Here is a 17,994-nt window from a genome sequence, read left to right on the forward strand (position 1 = left end):
TTAGTGCATAATCATGACTTTGCTAGACAGGTTTGTGAAATTACCTAGTACCTGCAGCACGTAAATACCACTATTTGCTACGTTCAAATTGTCTATTCGATAAACTTGATTAAGTGTGTTCGGAAATGATTGTTCTGCCATAATCTCTCCATCAAGACCAACAACACGAATCAATACCTCTTCTTTAATATTGAAATTGAATTTAACCTCTAAATGATCTGAAGCTGGATTTGGGAAACTCCTTAATGATTCGGTGATCTCTACAGGGTTTTCATCATCCGAAACATAAAGTTCGACATTATCCAGATAAAGATTATTTCCATTTTGATTGGTCACCACAAATGCAAGTCGAATATCCGAGTCACCGACAAATTCATTTAAGTTGATAAATTCTCTACGCCAATCCGTGTCGGCTTCAGGAAGCCATGTCGTTTCACTTTGTGCGACTGCTAGCTCCCCTCCTTTCTTATTATATACTTCTACATCATACGACTTACCACAATTCGTAGAAGCCAATACCCTCAACTGATCGTTTCTACCTGTTCTGTTGGCATAGGACACATCGAAAGTCATGGACGCAACGTCTGTCTCAGACAAATCCAGTAATGGACTCACAAACCAATTTTCTACTCCCAATTCCAGCACATCATGACCTTTGAATACTAAGGCATAATCGCTTGTATTTCCTTCTCGAAATTCTGAAATCTCCCAATCACTCAGTGCGTCTGTTCGAATAAAATGCCAATCGGATGACTCAAGTGTTTTGGAGAATCGTTCGCGTATAGGAATGGTCTCTATACCATTGTTAATAGCAAAAAATGTTACCACCTTATCATTAGTCGTATCTTCATCGGCCACTCCATTAGGCTTGCTTGATTCAATAGAAATTTGATAACTGCCATCCATAATATTAAAAGATTCTATCTCAACAACTTCAGTTTTACCAGGATCCAAAGTCAAATTAGTAATTGGTGTTTCTAGCTGACGAATATCAAATGCATAACTAACGCTAAAATTATTAACGGTTTTTTTACCATAATTTTTCACATAAACCTGCATGGTCATATCTTCCAAACAGGTAACGACAGGTATATCATCGACTTTCACAATACCAACATCATATTCGTTTGCGGCGCTTGAAAATATCTCTATGTCATCTAAGTACAACTTATTTCCGCCTCCATTGTTTCCAATAAAAGCAAGTACCACTTCAGAGTAATCTGCAAATTCCCCAAAATTCTTTTCGACTTCCAACCAGTCGCTGGGGTCGCTAGGTACAAACAACGAACTGGTCGAACTTGTAGTAGCCAACGAAGCACCAATTTTCTGAAACAGAATATTTTCTTCAGGAAACGTTGCACCGCAGTCAGTAGATACCACAACCGTAAGTGCATCGCTGTAATTATTCGGAAAACCTGAATAGGCATATTTGAATTTTAAGTCTGCCGTGGCAAGACCAGACAAGTCTAAAACCGGACTTATTAAATAATCAAGTTCTCCAAATGATCCAGCAGGTGCTCCATAGTAGCTCAAGATGGCTGCTTCATTGTTTGCCGTGATGTTTGGAGCCATACCATAGCTCCAGGCAGAAGGATTGTTTTTACTATTCTTTAACTTCCAAAGAACGCTGGCTGAGCTACTGGTCCCCGTAAATTCGTCTACAAACGGCACTGTCTGAGTTGATGGAAAAAAAGTGTTTATCCATTGACAGTCATTATCCGAATTGCCATCACCTCCTCCGTTTACTTGGTTTACTTTAAATGATACTTGTTGAGCTTCAGACGAAACATTAACCGAGGAAAAGCTTACGAAGAGTGTTTGCAACGAGGTTAAAGGCTCTTCAAATAGTTGCGTTTGAATTACTTCTTCATCTACGAGTAAATCCAGGCTAAAACTGTTAATCGTATTTGAGCCATAGTTTCTAACCTCTATCTCTGGAACAATGGTTACACTGCAATTTCCAAATGCGGGTGACTGAATGGATTTAATTCCTAAGTCATTTGCGACCTGGACGACTGTCGCCGCTCCCTGACTACTCAATAATTCCTTTCTTCTAGGACTATTTTCAAGTACAGTTCGCATACGATCTCCTTGGCAATTAGTAAACAAATTCATGCACTCATCATCAGTATAGTCCATGTAGTTTTGAAACATATCCACAGAGCCACAAGAACTTTGACTTATCGAAGGGCAACCAGATGAGCTACTCCCTTGTGTAGGCGTATCATTGCAAAAATCATCTACACTGCAACCTCCATCTCCCCAGATATGGCGTAACCCCATCCAATGACCTATTTCATGAGTCAACGTTCTTCCCTTTGAAAATTCATCAGCATTATGACCTGTCCCAAAATATTCAAAGTCTAGGTATACACCATCAATCTTTCGGTTGAGGTTTGGGTCTTCATCCATTCCAGGCTCATTGGAAATTGGAAATTTTGCAAAACCCAACAGTCCGTTACTTAGATTCGCAACCCAAATATTAAAATATTCTTCAGCAGGCCAATAGCTATTAGCTGCTAATGCCACAGCTTCATTTATAGTAAAATTAGATTGATTGCCTTGTACGCGTATAATGCCATTAGTTGGAAGACCTTCAGGATCTCTCTTTGCTAAAACGAATTCTATCTTGACATCCGCGGCATCAGTTAAGAAACCGGACGGTGTATTGGACTGATCTACGTTCAAACGTCTAAAGTCATTATTTAAGGAATCAATTTGATTGAATATTTGCTCATCCGGAATATTAGATGCAACTCCTATTGATTCTCCATTGTGAATGACATGAACAACAATTGGTATTTGATATACAGTTTCACTTTGAAGGTCCAAATAGCGGCCCTGAACTTGTTTTTGGTTCATTTTGGTTTTTAACCAATCCTCGAATTGTATTTTGGAAAATTCAGAGCTTAGTCCAGCTGGCGCCTTATTGAATTGCATGGTACCACATCTATCTTGGGAATAAGATAATGCTGGAATTACAAATAAAATTAAGAATATTAAGTATTTCAAGTCAAGAACGTTTCTTAATAATTGTCTTGAGAAAACGTTCATCTTCTCAAATAATTGGATAGGCGCGTTGAAACTTCTCTTAGCTAACAGGCGCAATATTGACAGCGTTAATGGACTTTACTTCAGGAGCTACTCTCTTGACTGCTTCTTCTATTCCCGCTTTCATGGTCATTGGTGACATAGGGCACGCTTCGCAGGCTCCCAAAAGTTCTACCTGAACCACAAATTCATCATCAATATCAAGCAATTTCACGTCACCGCCATCAGCCTCAAGATAAGGCCTGATATTATTGATCGCCTGATCAATCTTCGCTAATAGCTCTTGTTTTGTATTTGCATCCATCTGTGTCAATGACTTGTTAAGGTAAATTTAGTTCATTTGAACGATCTTTGTCTTCTCTTTCGAGGCATTTCTAATGGCCACTCTCCTAGCCACTCCTTGTGCCAGCTCACTGAAGGCCTCTTCAGTCACTCCATCTTTCATCACCGCGGGATAACCGCTATCTCCGCTTTCACGGATTGATTGCACTAAAGGAATTTCCCCTAAGAAGGGAATTTCGTATTTCTCAGCCAATGTTCTTCCTCCACCCTGTCCGAACAAATAATACTTATTGTCAGGTAATTCTTCTGGTGTGAAATAAGCCATGTTTTCAACAACACCCAATAATGGCACATTGATTTGAGGTTGCTTAAACATTGCCAACCCTTTCTGTGCATCAGCAATCGCTACTTTTTGTGGAGTCGTAACTATCACAGCTCCTGTCACCGGTACTGATTGTACCAACGTCAAGTGGATGTCACTAGTTCCAGGAGGAAGGTCGATCAGCAAATAATCTAATTCTCCCCATTTCACATCACTAATGAATTGCTTAAGTGCCGAACTTGCCATAGGGCCTCTCCAGATGATCGCATTATCCTTTGGAGTCAAAAATCCAATGGAAAGCAACTTTACTCCATATTTTTCAATTGGAATCAGCATATTCTTTCCATTCTCTTCAACCATATTTGGTTGTTCATGCTCGCAATCAAACATTGTAGGCATGGATGGCCCAAAAATATCCGCGTCAATCACTCCTACACTAGCACCCGTTTTGGCCAAAGCTACTGCCAGATTTGCTGTCACTGTTGACTTACCTACTCCCCCTTTACCTGAAGCTACAGCAATTATATTTTTGACATTTGGCAAAATCATTGACTTACTTCTCACACTTGTCACATTCGAAGTCATTTCAATGTTGATCTTTAAATCGCCAGTGATCGGCTCTAGAGCTTTTAAACAATCATTTTTAATGAGTTCCTTCAGAGGGCAGGCCGGGGTCGTGAGTACCACTGAAAAATTTAATTCCTTTTCTGAAATTTGAATATTTTCAATCATACCCAGTGTAACTAAATCCTTCTTCAGATCCGGGTCCTGAACCTTAGTCAACGCCTGCAATACTTCCTTTTCTGTGATTTTCAAGATTAAAAATGGCTCGTTATACAATTTTTTTGCAAGTTAAGTGATATCCCTGTTTTTGTATCACATAATCAGGCAATTTCGTTTTAGATTTGCACTCCCATACGGGAAAAAAAATAATCCATACAGTTACTTGATCAAAAGTCAGACCATAGAAGAAATCAAAAGCCGGATGGATATCTATGAAGTTGTCAGTGACTTCGTTGCCTTAAAAAAATCAGGATCCAGCTATAAAGCGCTTAGTCCATTTACGAATGAGAAAACGCCATCCTTCATGGTATCTCCGGCAAAGGGCATATTCAAATGCTTCAGCACGGGAAAAGGAGGTGACGCCATTTCATTTTTGATGGAAGTTGATGGGCTTAGTTATCTAGAAGCTCTGAAATATCTCGCTCAGAAGTACGCAATTACAATTGAGGAAGATGAGGCTGACCCAAACTATCTTGCTGAACAAAGTATACGTGAAAGCCTTTTTATTACACTCAATTTTGCCAAGGATCATTTCATTGAGAATTTATGGGCCTCAGATGAGGGCAAAAGCATCGGCCTCTCCTACTTCAAAGAACGAGGGTTCAGTGAAGATACCATAAAAAGATTTGATTTAGGTTATGCGCTGGATCAGTGGCAAGGCCTAATGGATGCAGCCCAAGCTGCAGGTCACAAGGACGAATTTCTTGAACAAACCGGACTGAAGATTGTCAAGGAAGACAAAGCATACGATAGATTTCGGGGGCGAGTGGTTTTTCCGATTCACAACATTACCGGCAAAGTGATCGCCTTTGGTGCCAGAACGCTCAAAAGCAATGAAAAGGGCCCAAAATACATCAATAGCCCAGAGACGGAGCTTTATACAAAAAGTAAAATTCTTTATGGAATATTTCAAGCGAAAAATGAAATAAGAAATCAGGAAAACTGCTATCTGGTCGAGGGATATACAGATGTCGTTTCATTGAGCCAGGCCGGAGTCACCAATGTGGTTGCCTCATCAGGTACTTCACTTACGGAGGATCAGATCAAGCTGATTCAGAGGTACTCTAAAAACGTAACAGTTCTTTTTGATGGCGACAAAGCCGGCATCAAGGCCTCTATGCGAGGAATTGACATGATGCTGACTGGTGGTCTGAACGTAAAAGCAGTACCATTCCCAGAAGGTGAGGATCCAGATAGTTATTCGAAACAATTAGGCGCAGCCGCATTCAAAGAGTACCTGGATGAAAATGCCCAAGACTTTATAGCCTTCAAAACTGGAGTATTCCTTAAAGAAGGAGGAGACGATCCGATTAAAAAAGCTGAAAGCATTAGAGAAATTGTTGAGAGTATTTCTCTCATACCTGATCCTATCAAAAGAACCGTCTATATACAGGAATGTAGCAAACTTTTACATGTAGATGAGGGAACCCTTATAAGTGAGACCAATAAGCTTTTACTTAAAAGTAGTAAGGACAAGTGGGAAGCACCTCTACCCGATGTACCTGCCGAAGCTTATGAACCTCAGGAGTCGGAAACTAAAATTAGTGCTGATGAAATTATTCAGGTTCAGGAGCGCGAAAGTATCCGGATGTTGATTAATTATGGCTCGGAGGTTATTGAAGGGCTGGAAGGTGGTGAAATGCATCTGGCAGATTATTTTATGGCTGAATCTGAGGACATCAGTTTTGAAACGCCCGTTTATAATCAAATTCTTGAGATATTTCGATCGAATTTGGAAAACGGGCAAATCACTACGATCAAGCATTTTCTTGATCACGAGGACAAAGAGATCAAGCAAGCTGCAGTTGATTTATCCACCGAGCGTTACGAGATAAGCACCAATTGGTCTGAGAAATTTCAAATCAATGTGGCACATGAGTCACACACATTAAAAAATTCAACATATACCAATATTTTAAGACTCAAATTCCGTATCATTCAAAAGATGATAGCTGAGAATATGGAAAACATTAAATCAGCAATCGAAGAAGAGCAAGTAAATAAATTTTTAAGTATCCAGGGTGATTTAAAAAATATGGAGATGACTATCGCCAAAACCCTAGGAAATGTAACTGCGAAGTAAACCCAAAAGACATGCTAGATAGTGTATCAGAAGCCATAGAGGCAATAAAGAATGGAGAAGTAATCATTGTGGTTGATGATGAAGATAGAGAGAATGAAGGAGATTTCATCTGTGCAGCTGAAAGCATCACTCCGGAAATTGTGAATTTCATGGCCACGCATGGAAGAGGCTTAATCTGTACCCCATTGATCGAAGAGCGATGTGATGAGCTGAACCTCGAATTAATGGTGGGAAAAAATACCGCCACACATGAAACGCCATTCACCGTCTCTGTTGACCTTATTGGGTATGGTTGCACTACCGGTATTTCCGCAAGCGATAGAGCTAAGACCATAAAAGCACTAGTTGACCAGAATATAAAACCGGAAGAACTTGGAAGACCAGGTCACATTTTTCCTTTAAAAGCAAAAAAAGGGGGAGTTCTTCGAAGAGCTGGACACACAGAAGCAGCAATAGATTTGGCTCGTCTGGCAGGTATGTACCCAGCCGGTGTATTGGTAGAGATTATGAATGAGGATGGCACAATGGCCAGGCTCCCTGAGCTTAAAGTTGTTGCTGATAAATTCAAGTTGAAACTCATCTCCATCAAAGATTTGATTGCCTATCGAATGGAAAAAGAATCTTTGATAGAAAAGGAAATCAAGGTCGATATGCCTACAGAATGGGGTAATTTCAAAATGACGGCTTATAAGCAAATTAGTACAGGAGAACACCATCTTGCCTTGGTAAAGGGTAATTGGGAGAAAAATGAGCCCGTTATGGTTAGAGTGCATTCGTCTTGTCTGACCGGGGACATCTTCGGTTCTTGCAGATGCGACTGTGGAGAGCAATTGCACAATGCGATGAAAATGGTTGAAAAAGAAGGTAAAGGTGTAATCGTCTATATGAACCAGGAAGGTCGTGGAATAGGATTGCTGAATAAATTAAAGGCCTACAAACTGCAAGAAGAAGGACTAGACACAGTGGAAGCAAATGAAAAATTGGGCTTTCAGGGAGATCACAGAGATTACGGCGTAGGTGCTCAAATTCTTCACGATCTTGGTGTTGAAAAAATCAAACTAATTACAAACAATCCTACAAAAAGAGTAGGATTAATGGGTTATGGCCTGGAAATTGTGGAGAATATTCCCATTGAAGTAGACCCCAATATTCACAATAAAAAATATTTGGAAACGAAACGAGATAAAATGGGACATAGTATTTTAAAGAATGGTTAAAAAAGTATTCACATTTTGTTTACTCTGTACACTTGGGCTGCCGTATGGGTTTGCCCAGGAGTTTTCCGGACGTACATTTCACAAGGGCTGGCTAGTCACTGACAATCAGGATACTGTCCGGGGAGATGTGAAATACGATATGGAAACGAATGTTGTACAGGTGATCATTGGTAAAGAAAAGGTCAATACTTATAGCAGTAAAAAAATTATCTATTTTGAAATCTACGATGGCATATTGAAAAGTTATCGTCAATTTTATGCTATTCCCTATCAGGTAGAGTCAAATTATAAAGTTCCAATCCTGTTTGAAGTGTTGTATGAAGGTGAGACTTCCCTACTCGTGAGAGAAAAAATAGTAATGACTACCGACCCCTACAGTCAGGCCTATTTCAACGGCCCTGCAGCCACACAGGAACGTCTTTCTTTTACTTATTACTTTGTAGATACTAAAGGAAAAATGGTGATGTACAATGGTAAAAAGAATCATCTCTTTGAAATCTTATACAAGAATTCCGGTAAGGTTAAAGAGTATGTAAAGAGCAATAAGCTAAAGACGGACGAGATGAGAGATATCGTGAGAATAACTGCCTTTTACAACTCTCTCTAGCATCTTAACCTACTATTTTTCCGTTTCAGAAATTGCCGCAAAAATGGTAAATTAGCTAACTTCTTAAACACCACAGATGCTCATGAAATACTTATCCTTTTTATTTATTCTCGCCCTCTCTCTATTTGCTGGTTTCGGCTGTGGTAGTGATGATAATAATGATCCTTATGAAGGAATACCAACCGGTGAGATTGTAGAATTAGACCTGCGCGATACTGCACTATCAGGCTCCGGTTCTTCAGGTGGTCGGTTTGCCGTAGGTCAAAAGTGGTGGAAGCACCAAAACGGACAATTCAGATACAATGGCACATGTAGTGAAGAAACTAAGGATATTAGCTTATCTGATATCTATTATGGTTTTTACTCTTCCAATCAATTTTTTATAAAAGAGGGATTAAATGGTGATCCGGAACTAGGCGGCAGTTGGCAGTGGGAAGATACTAACACAAAAGAGGCCTTATTGATCAACTATTCAGATCTACGCGGACTGGAACTAAAGTTGAGAGCATTGAATAATGACAAACTCGTTTACCTTAGTGAAGTTGCCGTCGGTGAATGTACAACCTTAATTTGGGAGGAACTGGGCGAACCTCAGACCGAATAAGAAGAGGGAATAAATACCAGGTCCTCACCCACCTTTAAAACCCTTGATATCAACACCATCCTACAAGAATACCTGCAAGAGTAACCAGCTCATTCTGAAGGTTCTTGAATTAAATCTGTATCTTTTTATAAACAATTAAAACTATTCTACTGTCACCTTCATCTTAATACCGAAACGCACAATTAACCGAAGAAGTATTTATGGGTATGGCGACATTGCTAGACATTGCGATGAATCATTCAGAGAACATCATTGACCGAGCCAAACTTGGAGATAAAGGCGCATTTAACAAGTTGGTGAGTCTTTGGCACAAAAGGATTTATAATTTTTCTCTGAAGTATTTCAATGATCACGATCTGGCAATCGAAGCAACACAAAAAACCTTCATAAAGGTATTTGACCACCTGGGGCAATTGAAAGAGATTGAAAAATTCAAGTCTTGGATCTATGTGATTGCATTAAATCAATGTAGAGAAGAGGACCGGAAGTTTGGTCGTTTGTCTAAAATGTTTGTTTCTTCAGACGAGGTAAGTGAAGTCAAATACAAACAGGAACATACTACAAGTCCTGAGTCAGATTACGTCAGAACCGAAATGAGCGACATTGTGACACAGGCCATAAACGAACTAGGAGAAGAACAAAAGGCTGTTCTCATTATGAAGGAATATGAGGGGCTTAAGTTCAGAGAAATTGCAGAAATATTGAGCGTTTCCGAAAATACGGTAAAATCCAGATTGTATTACGGGTTGAACCATTTGAAAAAAATATTAGAAAAAAGTAGAGCATTTAATGAATCATACCATGATGGAAAATAAAATTGATGAGGCAAAAATCATCGACTACTTGTATGGTGAATTGCCTAAGGAAGAATCAAAGGAAATAGAAAAAGCACTGAAAGGCAATCCAGAACTCAAAGCTGAGATTGAAGGCATGCAGGCCACTCGCGACGTGCTGGGGAAGCTGGAGGATAAAGAGATGATTGCCCCCACTTTCGTTTTTGATCAAAGGGCGAATTCCATTTCTTTCTTCCAATCTGACGCCTTCAAATGGGTAGGCTCAATAGCTGCCGGTTTGACCTTACTACTCCTGTCAGCAGCTCTTTTGAATTTCAATGTTTCGAACACAACTCAAGGCCTGCAAATTGGATTTGGAGAATTGGCCCCATTGCAAGATGAAGAATTAAATAAAGAAAATGTGAAGGCATGGATGTCTGAGGTCATGAAGGATTACGAATCTTCGACTGATGAAAAAATCGCGGCAGTACAAACACAATTAAGTGCTGAAATGGAAAGTCAAGATCAGAAGAACATGACTCTGATGGCTGGCATGATGAAAAAACATGCAGCTGGTACGGGTCAACTCATGCAGCAATATGTCGCTCAGCTCAATGACGAAAACAAGGAAATTATTCAAAACTTTTTCACCGTTTCTTCAGAGAAGCAAAAGAAATATGTCAAAACCGTCATGGCAGATTTCAACGAGTTTTATCAAAATCAGAGAAACTATGACCTGAGATTGATAGAGACCAGCCTAAGTAAAATACAAAACAATCAGGATGTAAAGCAGTTGGAACAGGACCAGCTACTTGCCAGCTTGTATGATATGGTCAAAACTCAGAGTAAATAAGAAAGCAGTATGAAAATTAAGTATTTATTAATTGCAGCCATTTTTTCTTTCCAGCACACAATTCTGTGGGCGCAGGAAATAGATCAGGCCAAAATGGATCGTGATCTGAAAATAGCCGAAGATATTGTATCCTCACTAATAAAGAATGAGTCCAATGATGGAAGATTCTTTGCTGCCAATCCAAAAGCCACCTATATCCCAAGCTTTGGAGTCATTATAGATATCAGTGCGGCAGGTAGATTCTATTCCCCTGGCTTTGGTGACTCCTTCAATTTAAATTTCAACATAAATGATGAAAATTTCAGAATAGATATCGATGAAATGGTAGAACTGGAAATGCAGGCAGAGATGCTGCAAAAACAGGCTGAAGAAATCGAACGTCATTCTGAAATAGTGGCAAGAGAAAACGAAAGAATTGCCCGAGAACATCAACGAGCACTCGAAGAAAAGGAAAGAGAATTGGAACGAGAAATGGAGCGAGTAGAACGCGAGCGCGAAAAAGAAAGGGATAGACTAGATCGTGAAAGGGACAGAATGGAGATCAAAAGAAGAGAAGTAGATAGATATGTCACTGAGAGCCAAAATAGTGATGACGAATACACCTATAGGTATTCATATAGTAAATCCGATGACGATGACCGAAGTTCAGACAAAAATTATGAAAGAGAATACGACAAAGAGTATGAAAGACGGGGCTACCAAAAAGACTTTGAAGATTTAAAGCCTCTTTATATGGGGGTAATCACGACTTTTTTAGCCGACTATGCAGACTTAATTGGCCAACTTCAGGATCATGAACAAATCATGCTTGTGGCTAAAGGCGGACCTCAATCTTATGGCCAAATTCACTTTCTAACACCAGATGAGGGAGGTAAATTCAGCGGAGCATCAAGTAGAAAGAATGTAGCTGACTTCAAAGCAGGACGAATCTCAAGAACAGCTTTTGAAGATCGGATCAACTTTGTAGAGAGCAAGGGATCCGAAAAGAAGGCAGCCGATCTTGAACTTTTCTCGAGCATCTTTCAACGATTATACAAAACTGACCTAGCGACCACTTACTATACCTCAACTCCGATTTCCTACGAAAGATTGAAAAACTTTGGGGTCATCTACAAAATGAGGCTCAATTCCTTTACTCCTATGGGAAGGGACAATTATCGAATAGCTACTCAAAAGTATAGTAATTTAAGTCGGGACGAGCGTGACAGAAAAGTAAATGAACTATATCCTCAGTTTATAAGCGAACTCAAGCAAAACATAGTTGACTACGGAAAAACAATCAAAAGTCTCGAGGCTGATGAATCCATTTTGTTTCAGATTAGAATGAACGAGTGCAACAGCTGTGACATACCCAGAGAAATCAACGTTTTGGTGAAAAACCAAACCTTATTGGACCTTGAGTCTGGCAAAATCAACGAAGGAAACGCCATTCAGCAAATAAAAGTCCACGATGATGGCAAGTCGTAAGATTAATTTCAAGTATAGTCTGGGGACGCCTTAAGCAAGCGTCCCTTTTTTATTGTCATAGAACAAACATCTTAGCAACCTGTTCTTCATCGTCCTCTATCGCTTGCTTCTGGAGAGTAAAATCATTCGTTTTGACGTCATAGACGTAATCGTTCTTTAAGTCTTCTTTGTTCTTAGCAATAAACTCAATTGCATCCAATGCATAATCAAGTTCCTGATCGGTCATTGTCGGATGCAAGGATATTCTGGCCCACCCCGGTTTACCGGTAAGGTTCTGCTTGTCGATTCCATCAGTTAGTCGCTTAGATTGTGAAGCATCCAACTCAAATAAGTAATGGCAATAGGTACTTGCACAAGCCCAACCTCCTCTGATCTGAATGCCAAATCTATCATTCATTATTCTTACAACGGCATTGTAATGAATGTCATCAATATTGAACGACACGACTCCGATGCGTTTGGATTGTTGCTCTCCTACGATCCTCACCCCTTCTATTTTATTCAGCCTATCAAATGCCATCTTTACTAATTCCTCCTCTCTATCCTCAATATGATCGGTACCCATTTTTTCTTTTAGTCGAATAGCCAAAGCTGCTCTTATCGCTTGCAAAAAGCCTGGAGTACCGCCGTCCTCTTTTGCTTCTTCACTTGAAGTAAACCCATACTCCCCCCAAGGGTTTGTCCAGGTCACATTGCCTCCACCGGGCACACAGGATTTCCCATTATACATTTTTTTATCGAAAAGCATGACACCACATGCGCCCGGACCACCCAAAAACTTGTGTGGAGAAAAGTAAATTGCATCTAACCTTTGCAATTCATTCTCAGGATGCATATCTATTGGTACATAGGGTGCTGTGGCGGCATAATCTACAAAACAATAGCCACCATTGGTGTGCATTACTTCTGCCATTTCATGAATAGGTGTAATTGTCCCTGTTACATTCGACCCTGCCGTAAAGGCCCCGATTTTAAGTTTTCTATCCTTATATTTATCAATCTCTTGTTGAAGTAAATTAAGATCAATTGTCAGATCCTTTCCAGGTGGAACAATGACAACATCCGCGATAGTTTCCATCCAAGAAACGTGATGAGAATGATGTTCCATATGTGTGATAAACACAATTGGGCGTTCACTTGCTGGTACTTTCACACTGTTATTTTGAACACAAAGACCCAAAATTTGCTGCAGCCTAATCACCCCTCCTGTCATTCCTGAACCGGTTAAAACAAGCATGTCGTTTTCAGAGGCATTTACATGATCTTTGATAATCTGCTTGGCTTGGTTATAGGCCATGGTCATCAGACTTCCAGTCTTATTCGAGTAAGAGTGAGTATTTGCAACCCAGGGTCCGAATTTATTGGAAATGGCGTCTTCAATTGGTTTATAAAGTCGTCCGCTAGCCACCCAGTCGGCATATAACATTTTAAAACTCCCGAAAGGTGTATCGAAAGATTGGCTAAGGCCGACGATATTTTTTCTTATCTCATCGAAATTCATTGGATCACTGTTGTTTGGGTTGCAAATTTACACATCTCGTTGAATGAACAAATTAATTCAAGACCTTAGTCAATAGAATAAAAATTGACACTGGCCTTCTGAGCAAAATTTGTTTATTTTGTCCCATCTTAATATCCCTTTGGTCGCTCATATTCACCATAAAACTCAAAAATGAGATTTTTAATTTTTCTGTCGTTCTTCTTGGGGATTAGTATAAAGTCAGTCGCAACCACATCACTCCAGCCCATATCTCAAATTGATAGTTTAAAGCTAGTCTTAAGTACCTCAACGGACAGTGTTCTGGCAGATGTATACAATCAGATCAGCTGGAATTACAGAAATGTTAATATAGATTCTTCCATACACTTTGCTCAACTCGCAAACGAGTTGTCGATACAAATTAATTATCTCAACGGGATCAACCATAGTCTCAACTATCTCGGAATTGCCTATAGGAACAGAAGCAACTATTCCAAGGCCTTGGAACTCTTCTTTGAGGCACTCAAATCTTCCGAATATTCAAAGGATCTTGAGGAAATAAGCTACACGCTAATCAATATAGGTAACATCTATATCTTCCAGACCAATTATGATGGAGCCATTGATTATTTTCAACGTGCACTTGAAAATGCCAAAATGATAAACAACGATAATATCATTGCTTATTGTTATTTAAACATCGGTAGATCTTTAGTAGGTCTTAAACAGTATCAAAAAGCTGAGGAGAACTACAAAAAAGCACAGGAAATAAGGGTCAAAATGAATGACCTCGAAGGAATAGTAATATCCAATGTCGATATGGCCGAATTGTATATCAAGCAAAACCTTCCAGACAAAGCCCAAAAACTTCTTAAAGAGAATTTGGTCAATGTAAAATTGATGGACCATAAAAGCACTTTGAGTTACAGTTACATCAATATTGCACGTACCTATTTGATGAAAAAAGACTTGGCCCTTGCCAAAAAGTATGTAGAAAGAAGCATGGAGATCAATAGAATTCATGGGTTAAAGAACAACGAAACACAAGCGTTGCAGTTATTGTCAGAAATACTAGAAGAATCGAAAAATTATAACCAGGCTTTATCTTATTTCAAGAAGTATGTCGCAACCAAAGATTCTATTTTCAACGAAGAGAACACCAGAAAGATCGAGTCCTTGCATGATCAGTATCAGACCGAAAAGGCCGAGGTCGAAACCCTTCATCTTCGAGAGCAGTCTCGTTTGAACGGAGTTATAATAAAACGCCAACGAGCCATTATTATACTAACTGTAATTGCTAGTTTATTATTTCTCACGGTAGCTTTAGTGGCTTTTTGGTCTAGTAACGAACGAAAGAAGTTGAATGCTAAAATAGAAGAGCAAAAGGAACAGGCCTTCAAACATAATAATGACTTGATTGATATCAACAATGAAAAAAATAACCTGATACGAATTCTTTCTCATGATTTGCGCGCACCAATTAATAATATCAAGGGACTAACTGAAATTCATCAAACTGATCATAAAGAAGACTTTTCAGAATCAGAAAACCGAACGCTGAATCTAATTAAGAGTGAATCTGATAGAATCTTGTCAATGATTAGTAAAATACTGAACGTGGAAGCGTTGAATGTAGAATCGAAAAGAGATAAGAATGAAAAGGTAAATATTACTAAAGTGCTGGATGACACCATTGTGAGTTTTAGCACAACGGCCAAATCAAAGCAGATCAAGATAGAAGGTTCTTATCCTAGACAGGAATTGATGATACTTGGAGACAAGGTTCACTTGCATCAGGTGTTAGAAAATCTCGTTTCCAATGCTCTTAAATTCTCTAAGGCCGAAACTAAAATAACAATTGATCTAAAAACCACTGGAAAGCTGGTTCAAATTTCAATTCAGGATGAAGGACCAGGACTGACTGAAGACGATAGAGAAAAAATATTCAAAAAATTTCAAACACTGAGTGCAAAACCAACTGGAAATGAAGTTTCCACCGGTCTTGGGTTATCAATTGTCAAAAAGTATGTAGAGCAAATGAAAGGAAAAATTTGGTACGAAAGTCAATTTGGTAAAGGCACCAAGTTCATCGTCCAATTTTCATTAGCTTGACTTCCCGTAACTAAACAGAATAATTACTTAACCAATAAAAACTCATAGTTGTTGCAAGCATTGTACAATGCATAAACTACAAGGTCCGGTTGTGTAGGAATGGGGTAGTACAAGGCAAATATTTCCCCTCCTCCTACTCCAAAAATTTCATCCGTAATAGACCCTAGATTAGTTCGTTCTTCAGCCGTCAAAGTTGAAGGATAATAATCATCAACAGGATCGGCGCTAGTAGTAAATTGAATCTCAAGTTTATTACCCGTTGTTGCAACCACATCAAACTTTCTTAATGCGATTTTTTGATTTCCCGCATCATCTTCGTAATAAAGACCAACAGCATTTTGTGGTTGTGGATCTGCGTCTGTATCTACGTATCCATAGTTAAACCCAAATCCTGTTGCCTCAGGAAAGTACTTGTTGATAGAACCATTTTCGGACTCTGACATAGAGAGGCCATTTGCATCTGCTACAAAGAAAACATTAACGCTATACGGAGACTCCGATTGGGGCACGAATTCAGTCCCCTTCACGTCGAATAAGGTCTTATACAAAGTCGCATTACCTAAACCTGCCGAAGATCCAGTATATATGGGAGAGTTGGTAGTTCCTCCAGTACAGAACACTTCGCCCGTTTCTGTAAAATTACTTAATGTGATTTCTGAAAAGGTATAATTTGACCCTGCATGACTAAAGCTTATTGGTTCGCTTAACACCAATTTACCATTGAAGAAGCCATAACCAGTAGTGTGATCCAGCTCCTGCATATTGTCATTAGTAATCACTTCCATCGTAGTGAGTCCTTCTGCTACTCCACGGATTGTCAAATTACGCTGAGCAACGTCTATACTCCAAAAAATGGAAATGTTTTGATCTGTCAATGCAATCTGCTGAGTGGATCCCGCAAACAGTGAGCTGATGGTATCATAGGCTAATAAATTTTCGGACAGCTCCCTGGAGAAAACATTTGCCGCACTTGCTCCTGCCGGAACTAATGAAATAATAGTTTGATCACTTAAGTTGTCAGACTTACTTAAGAAACGAAGGTTTTCGTTTTCCCAATCAAGATAATAAAACTCGAACTCAGCACCGAAAGTGGAAGAATTCTGTTCGAACAAATAGTGAAACACGCCATAAGTCTCAAATATGAGTTCCAGATTCAGGCGAGAATCAATTCTGTATGCAACAGTTTGATCAAAAAAGTAATCATTGTCTCCTGGTACATCAGATTGGATGCGCACACTTCCATCATCGTTGAAATTGAGAAGCATATAATATACACCCGACTCTTCAGTGGGTTGATAGTTCAATGTCCAACCATTTGCCGGAGCAATAAGGTCATTTTCAAGATCGTTAATGGCCGCTGCAGTTCTCTCAGCAGGTGGTGTCAATTTCTCTAAATCATTACTACAAGAAGTAACAAACAAAAAAGCAGCTATATGTATGACTTTAATCCCTTTCATGATTTATAATCTAGATTGAACAGCAGCTCTCAAATCATCCAAATCAACACCAGTTACTTTTAGGTAGTGGTCCTTGATTGAATTCAATTTCTCCAAAACAAATTTTCTTCCTTCATTTCGATCTTCACAAGCTGCTGTGGTGCAGTTTTCTTCCAATGTGATATAGGTATCAAAGAAATCTTTATCAAACATGTAGAAGGCTACTGTTTCTGCAAAATCTTCATTAGGGCTACTTGTTGCATATGGAGTAACATATCCCCTTTGCAAAGCCTGCTCTTCGGTCACATTAAACCAGGATCCCGCACTGCTATATCCTGATGAAGTAATTTCCTCAAAAGCTGTAGGTAATTTGAACTGCTGGTGAACTGTATGAGAAAATTCATGATAAACAATATTTAATTGCCTGGTTAACCACTCTTCATCAGTCAAATCAAAAGAATTTACATCCGTAAATGTAATTCGAGCCCCGGCATCTGCAGTACCAAGCGTCTGTGTACCATCGCCGTTAAATATCGGGCCGCCCAAAAACACCAATTCAGCTGGAACATAACTTCTGAAAAATTCTTCCCCTCCCGGAGCGTCAGCAAACACGCCAACCCAAAATTCATCAACAAAATCAAGCATCGGTCTCACCAATTCAAGTTTTGGAGGAGCTACTCGCTGGCCTGGATCAACAAAATTATCTACAAACTTATAACGGATAGCTATTCCATATTTCTGAACAAAATTTTCATCAATGTACTTGTCAAGATCAGAAACAGGCTCATCTACAGCGTTTACCGGAGTATCCAGCTTATCTTCTTCAAAGCAGGAAACGGTCAGAAATAGCAAACCTAAAAATAGGAGTGAACTGATACCTGTTAAATACCTCCTTACTTTACCATGATTAATCTTTCTGCTCAT

The 17,994-nt window shown here is 39.3% G+C and carries 14 protein-coding genes; 8 read left to right on the forward strand and 6 right to left on the reverse strand.

Going from position 1 to position 17,994, the window contains the following annotated elements; translation table 11 throughout:
- The 3 genes from ABJD64_RS16905 to ABJD64_RS16915 all read right to left on the reverse strand — a co-directional run bounded on the left by ABJD64_RS16905 (nt 1) and on the right by ABJD64_RS16915 (nt 4,471).
- The gene (locus ABJD64_RS16905; RefSeq protein ID WP_348181763.1) at nt 1–2,862 is read right to left on the reverse strand and encodes a choice-of-anchor J domain-containing protein; all 2,862 of its coding nucleotides are present in this window, start codon (nt 2,860–2,862) and stop codon (nt 1–3) included.
- A 229-nt stretch (nt 2,863–3,091) separates the two neighbouring features.
- Nucleotides 3,092–3,355, reverse strand: a complete 264-nt coding sequence (locus ABJD64_RS16910) for a NifU family protein (protein WP_348181764.1) — start codon at nt 3,353–3,355, stop codon at nt 3,092–3,094.
- A gap of 27 nt (nt 3,356–3,382) precedes the next feature.
- A complete protein-coding gene (locus tag ABJD64_RS16915) occupies nt 3,383–4,471 on the reverse strand; it encodes an Mrp/NBP35 family ATP-binding protein (protein WP_348181765.1) in 1,089 nt (362 codons plus the stop codon).
- A 130-nt stretch (nt 4,472–4,601) separates the two neighbouring features.
- On the opposite strand from ABJD64_RS16915, the gene dnaG reads away from it, so the two are divergent.
- The 7 genes from dnaG to ABJD64_RS16950 all read left to right on the forward strand — a co-directional run bounded on the left by dnaG (nt 4,602) and on the right by ABJD64_RS16950 (nt 12,042).
- Nucleotides 4,602–6,521, forward strand: coding sequence for a DNA primase (gene dnaG, locus ABJD64_RS16920; protein WP_348181766.1), 1,920 nt, complete (start codon nt 4,602–4,604; stop codon nt 6,519–6,521).
- A gap of 11 nt (nt 6,522–6,532) precedes the next feature.
- Entirely contained in the window at nt 6,533–7,738 is a 1,206-nt protein-coding gene (locus tag ABJD64_RS16925; protein ID WP_348181767.1) for a bifunctional 3,4-dihydroxy-2-butanone-4-phosphate synthase/GTP cyclohydrolase II, read from the forward strand.
- On the forward strand, nt 7,731–8,345 hold the full coding sequence (locus tag ABJD64_RS16930) for a hypothetical protein (protein ID WP_348181768.1): 615 nt from the start codon (nt 7,731–7,733) through the stop codon (nt 8,343–8,345). Before ABJD64_RS16925 ends, ABJD64_RS16930 begins: the two co-directional genes overlap by 8 nt.
- An 82-nt stretch (nt 8,346–8,427) precedes the next feature.
- Nucleotides 8,428–8,949, forward strand: coding sequence for a hypothetical protein (locus tag ABJD64_RS16935; RefSeq protein WP_348181769.1), 522 nt, complete (start codon nt 8,428–8,430; stop codon nt 8,947–8,949).
- 206 nt (nt 8,950–9,155) lie between these two features.
- Nucleotides 9,156–9,764: an RNA polymerase sigma factor gene (locus ABJD64_RS16940; RefSeq protein ID WP_348181770.1), complete on the forward strand. Its 609-nt coding sequence runs from the start codon at nt 9,156–9,158 to the stop codon at nt 9,762–9,764.
- The gene (locus ABJD64_RS16945; protein WP_348181771.1) at nt 9,751–10,575 is read left to right on the forward strand and encodes a hypothetical protein; all 825 of its coding nucleotides are present in this window, start codon (nt 9,751–9,753) and stop codon (nt 10,573–10,575) included. Before ABJD64_RS16940 ends, ABJD64_RS16945 begins: the two co-directional genes overlap by 14 nt.
- Before the next feature lie 9 nt (nt 10,576–10,584).
- Nucleotides 10,585–12,042 carry a hypothetical protein gene (locus ABJD64_RS16950; RefSeq protein ID WP_348181772.1) on the forward strand — a complete coding sequence of 486 codons (1,458 nt, stop codon included), beginning with the start codon at nt 10,585–10,587 and terminating at the stop codon, nt 12,040–12,042.
- A 55-nt stretch (nt 12,043–12,097) separates the two neighbouring features.
- Here the strand turns inward: ABJD64_RS16950 and ABJD64_RS16955 are convergent, their stop codons facing one another.
- Nucleotides 12,098–13,543, reverse strand: coding sequence for an aminotransferase class V-fold PLP-dependent enzyme (locus tag ABJD64_RS16955; RefSeq protein ID WP_348181773.1), 1,446 nt, complete (start codon nt 13,541–13,543; stop codon nt 12,098–12,100).
- 171 nt (nt 13,544–13,714) lie between these two features.
- Between ABJD64_RS16955 and ABJD64_RS16960 the strand changes: the two genes are divergently transcribed.
- Nucleotides 13,715–15,634: an ATP-binding protein gene (locus ABJD64_RS16960; RefSeq protein ID WP_348181774.1), complete on the forward strand. Its 1,920-nt coding sequence runs from the start codon at nt 13,715–13,717 to the stop codon at nt 15,632–15,634.
- A 23-nt stretch (nt 15,635–15,657) separates the two neighbouring features.
- Here the strand turns inward: ABJD64_RS16960 and ABJD64_RS16965 are convergent, their stop codons facing one another.
- A complete protein-coding gene (locus ABJD64_RS16965; RefSeq protein ID WP_348181775.1) occupies nt 15,658–17,091 on the reverse strand; it encodes a DUF4302 domain-containing protein in 1,434 nt (477 codons plus the stop codon).
- A 3-nt stretch (nt 17,092–17,094) separates the two neighbouring features.
- Entirely contained in the window at nt 17,095–17,994 is a 900-nt protein-coding gene (locus ABJD64_RS16970; protein WP_348181776.1) for a putative zinc-binding metallopeptidase, read from the reverse strand.

The sequence above is a fragment of the Reichenbachiella sp. genome (genome assembly GCF_039944555.1).
Taxonomy (GTDB): domain Bacteria; phylum Bacteroidota; class Bacteroidia; order Cytophagales; family Cyclobacteriaceae; genus Reichenbachiella.

What these genes read in the sequence shown, in the direction of transcription:
- ABJD64_RS16905 (WP_348181763.1), bottom strand. Translation starts at nt 2,862, where the DNA reads ATGAACCAAAAACAAGTTCAGGGCCGCTATTTGGACCTTCAAAGTGAA.
- ABJD64_RS16910 (WP_348181764.1), bottom strand. Translation starts at nt 3,355, where the DNA reads ATGGATGCAAATACAAAACAAGAGCTATTAGCGAAGATTGATCAGGCG.
- ABJD64_RS16925 (WP_348181767.1), top strand. Translation starts at nt 6,533, where the DNA reads ATGCTAGATAGTGTATCAGAAGCCATAGAGGCAATAAAGAATGGAGAA.
- ABJD64_RS16930 (WP_348181768.1), top strand. Translation starts at nt 7,731, where the DNA reads ATGGTTAAAAAAGTATTCACATTTTGTTTACTCTGTACACTTGGGCTG.
- ABJD64_RS16935 (WP_348181769.1), top strand. Translation starts at nt 8,428, where the DNA reads ATGAAATACTTATCCTTTTTATTTATTCTCGCCCTCTCTCTATTTGCT.
- ABJD64_RS16940 (WP_348181770.1), top strand. Translation starts at nt 9,156, where the DNA reads ATGGCGACATTGCTAGACATTGCGATGAATCATTCAGAGAACATCATT.
- ABJD64_RS16945 (WP_348181771.1), top strand. Translation starts at nt 9,751, where the DNA reads ATGATGGAAAATAAAATTGATGAGGCAAAAATCATCGACTACTTGTAT.
- ABJD64_RS16950 (WP_348181772.1), top strand. Translation starts at nt 10,585, where the DNA reads ATGAAAATTAAGTATTTATTAATTGCAGCCATTTTTTCTTTCCAGCAC.
- ABJD64_RS16955 (WP_348181773.1), bottom strand. Translation starts at nt 13,543, where the DNA reads ATGAATTTCGATGAGATAAGAAAAAATATCGTCGGCCTTAGCCAATCT.
- ABJD64_RS16960 (WP_348181774.1), top strand. Translation starts at nt 13,715, where the DNA reads ATGAGATTTTTAATTTTTCTGTCGTTCTTCTTGGGGATTAGTATAAAG.
- ABJD64_RS16965 (WP_348181775.1), bottom strand. Translation starts at nt 17,091, where the DNA reads ATGAAAGGGATTAAAGTCATACATATAGCTGCTTTTTTGTTTGTTACT.
- ABJD64_RS16970 (WP_348181776.1), bottom strand. Translation starts at nt 17,994, where the DNA reads ATGAGCAGAAAGATTAATCATGGTAAAGTAAGGAGGTATTTAACAGGT.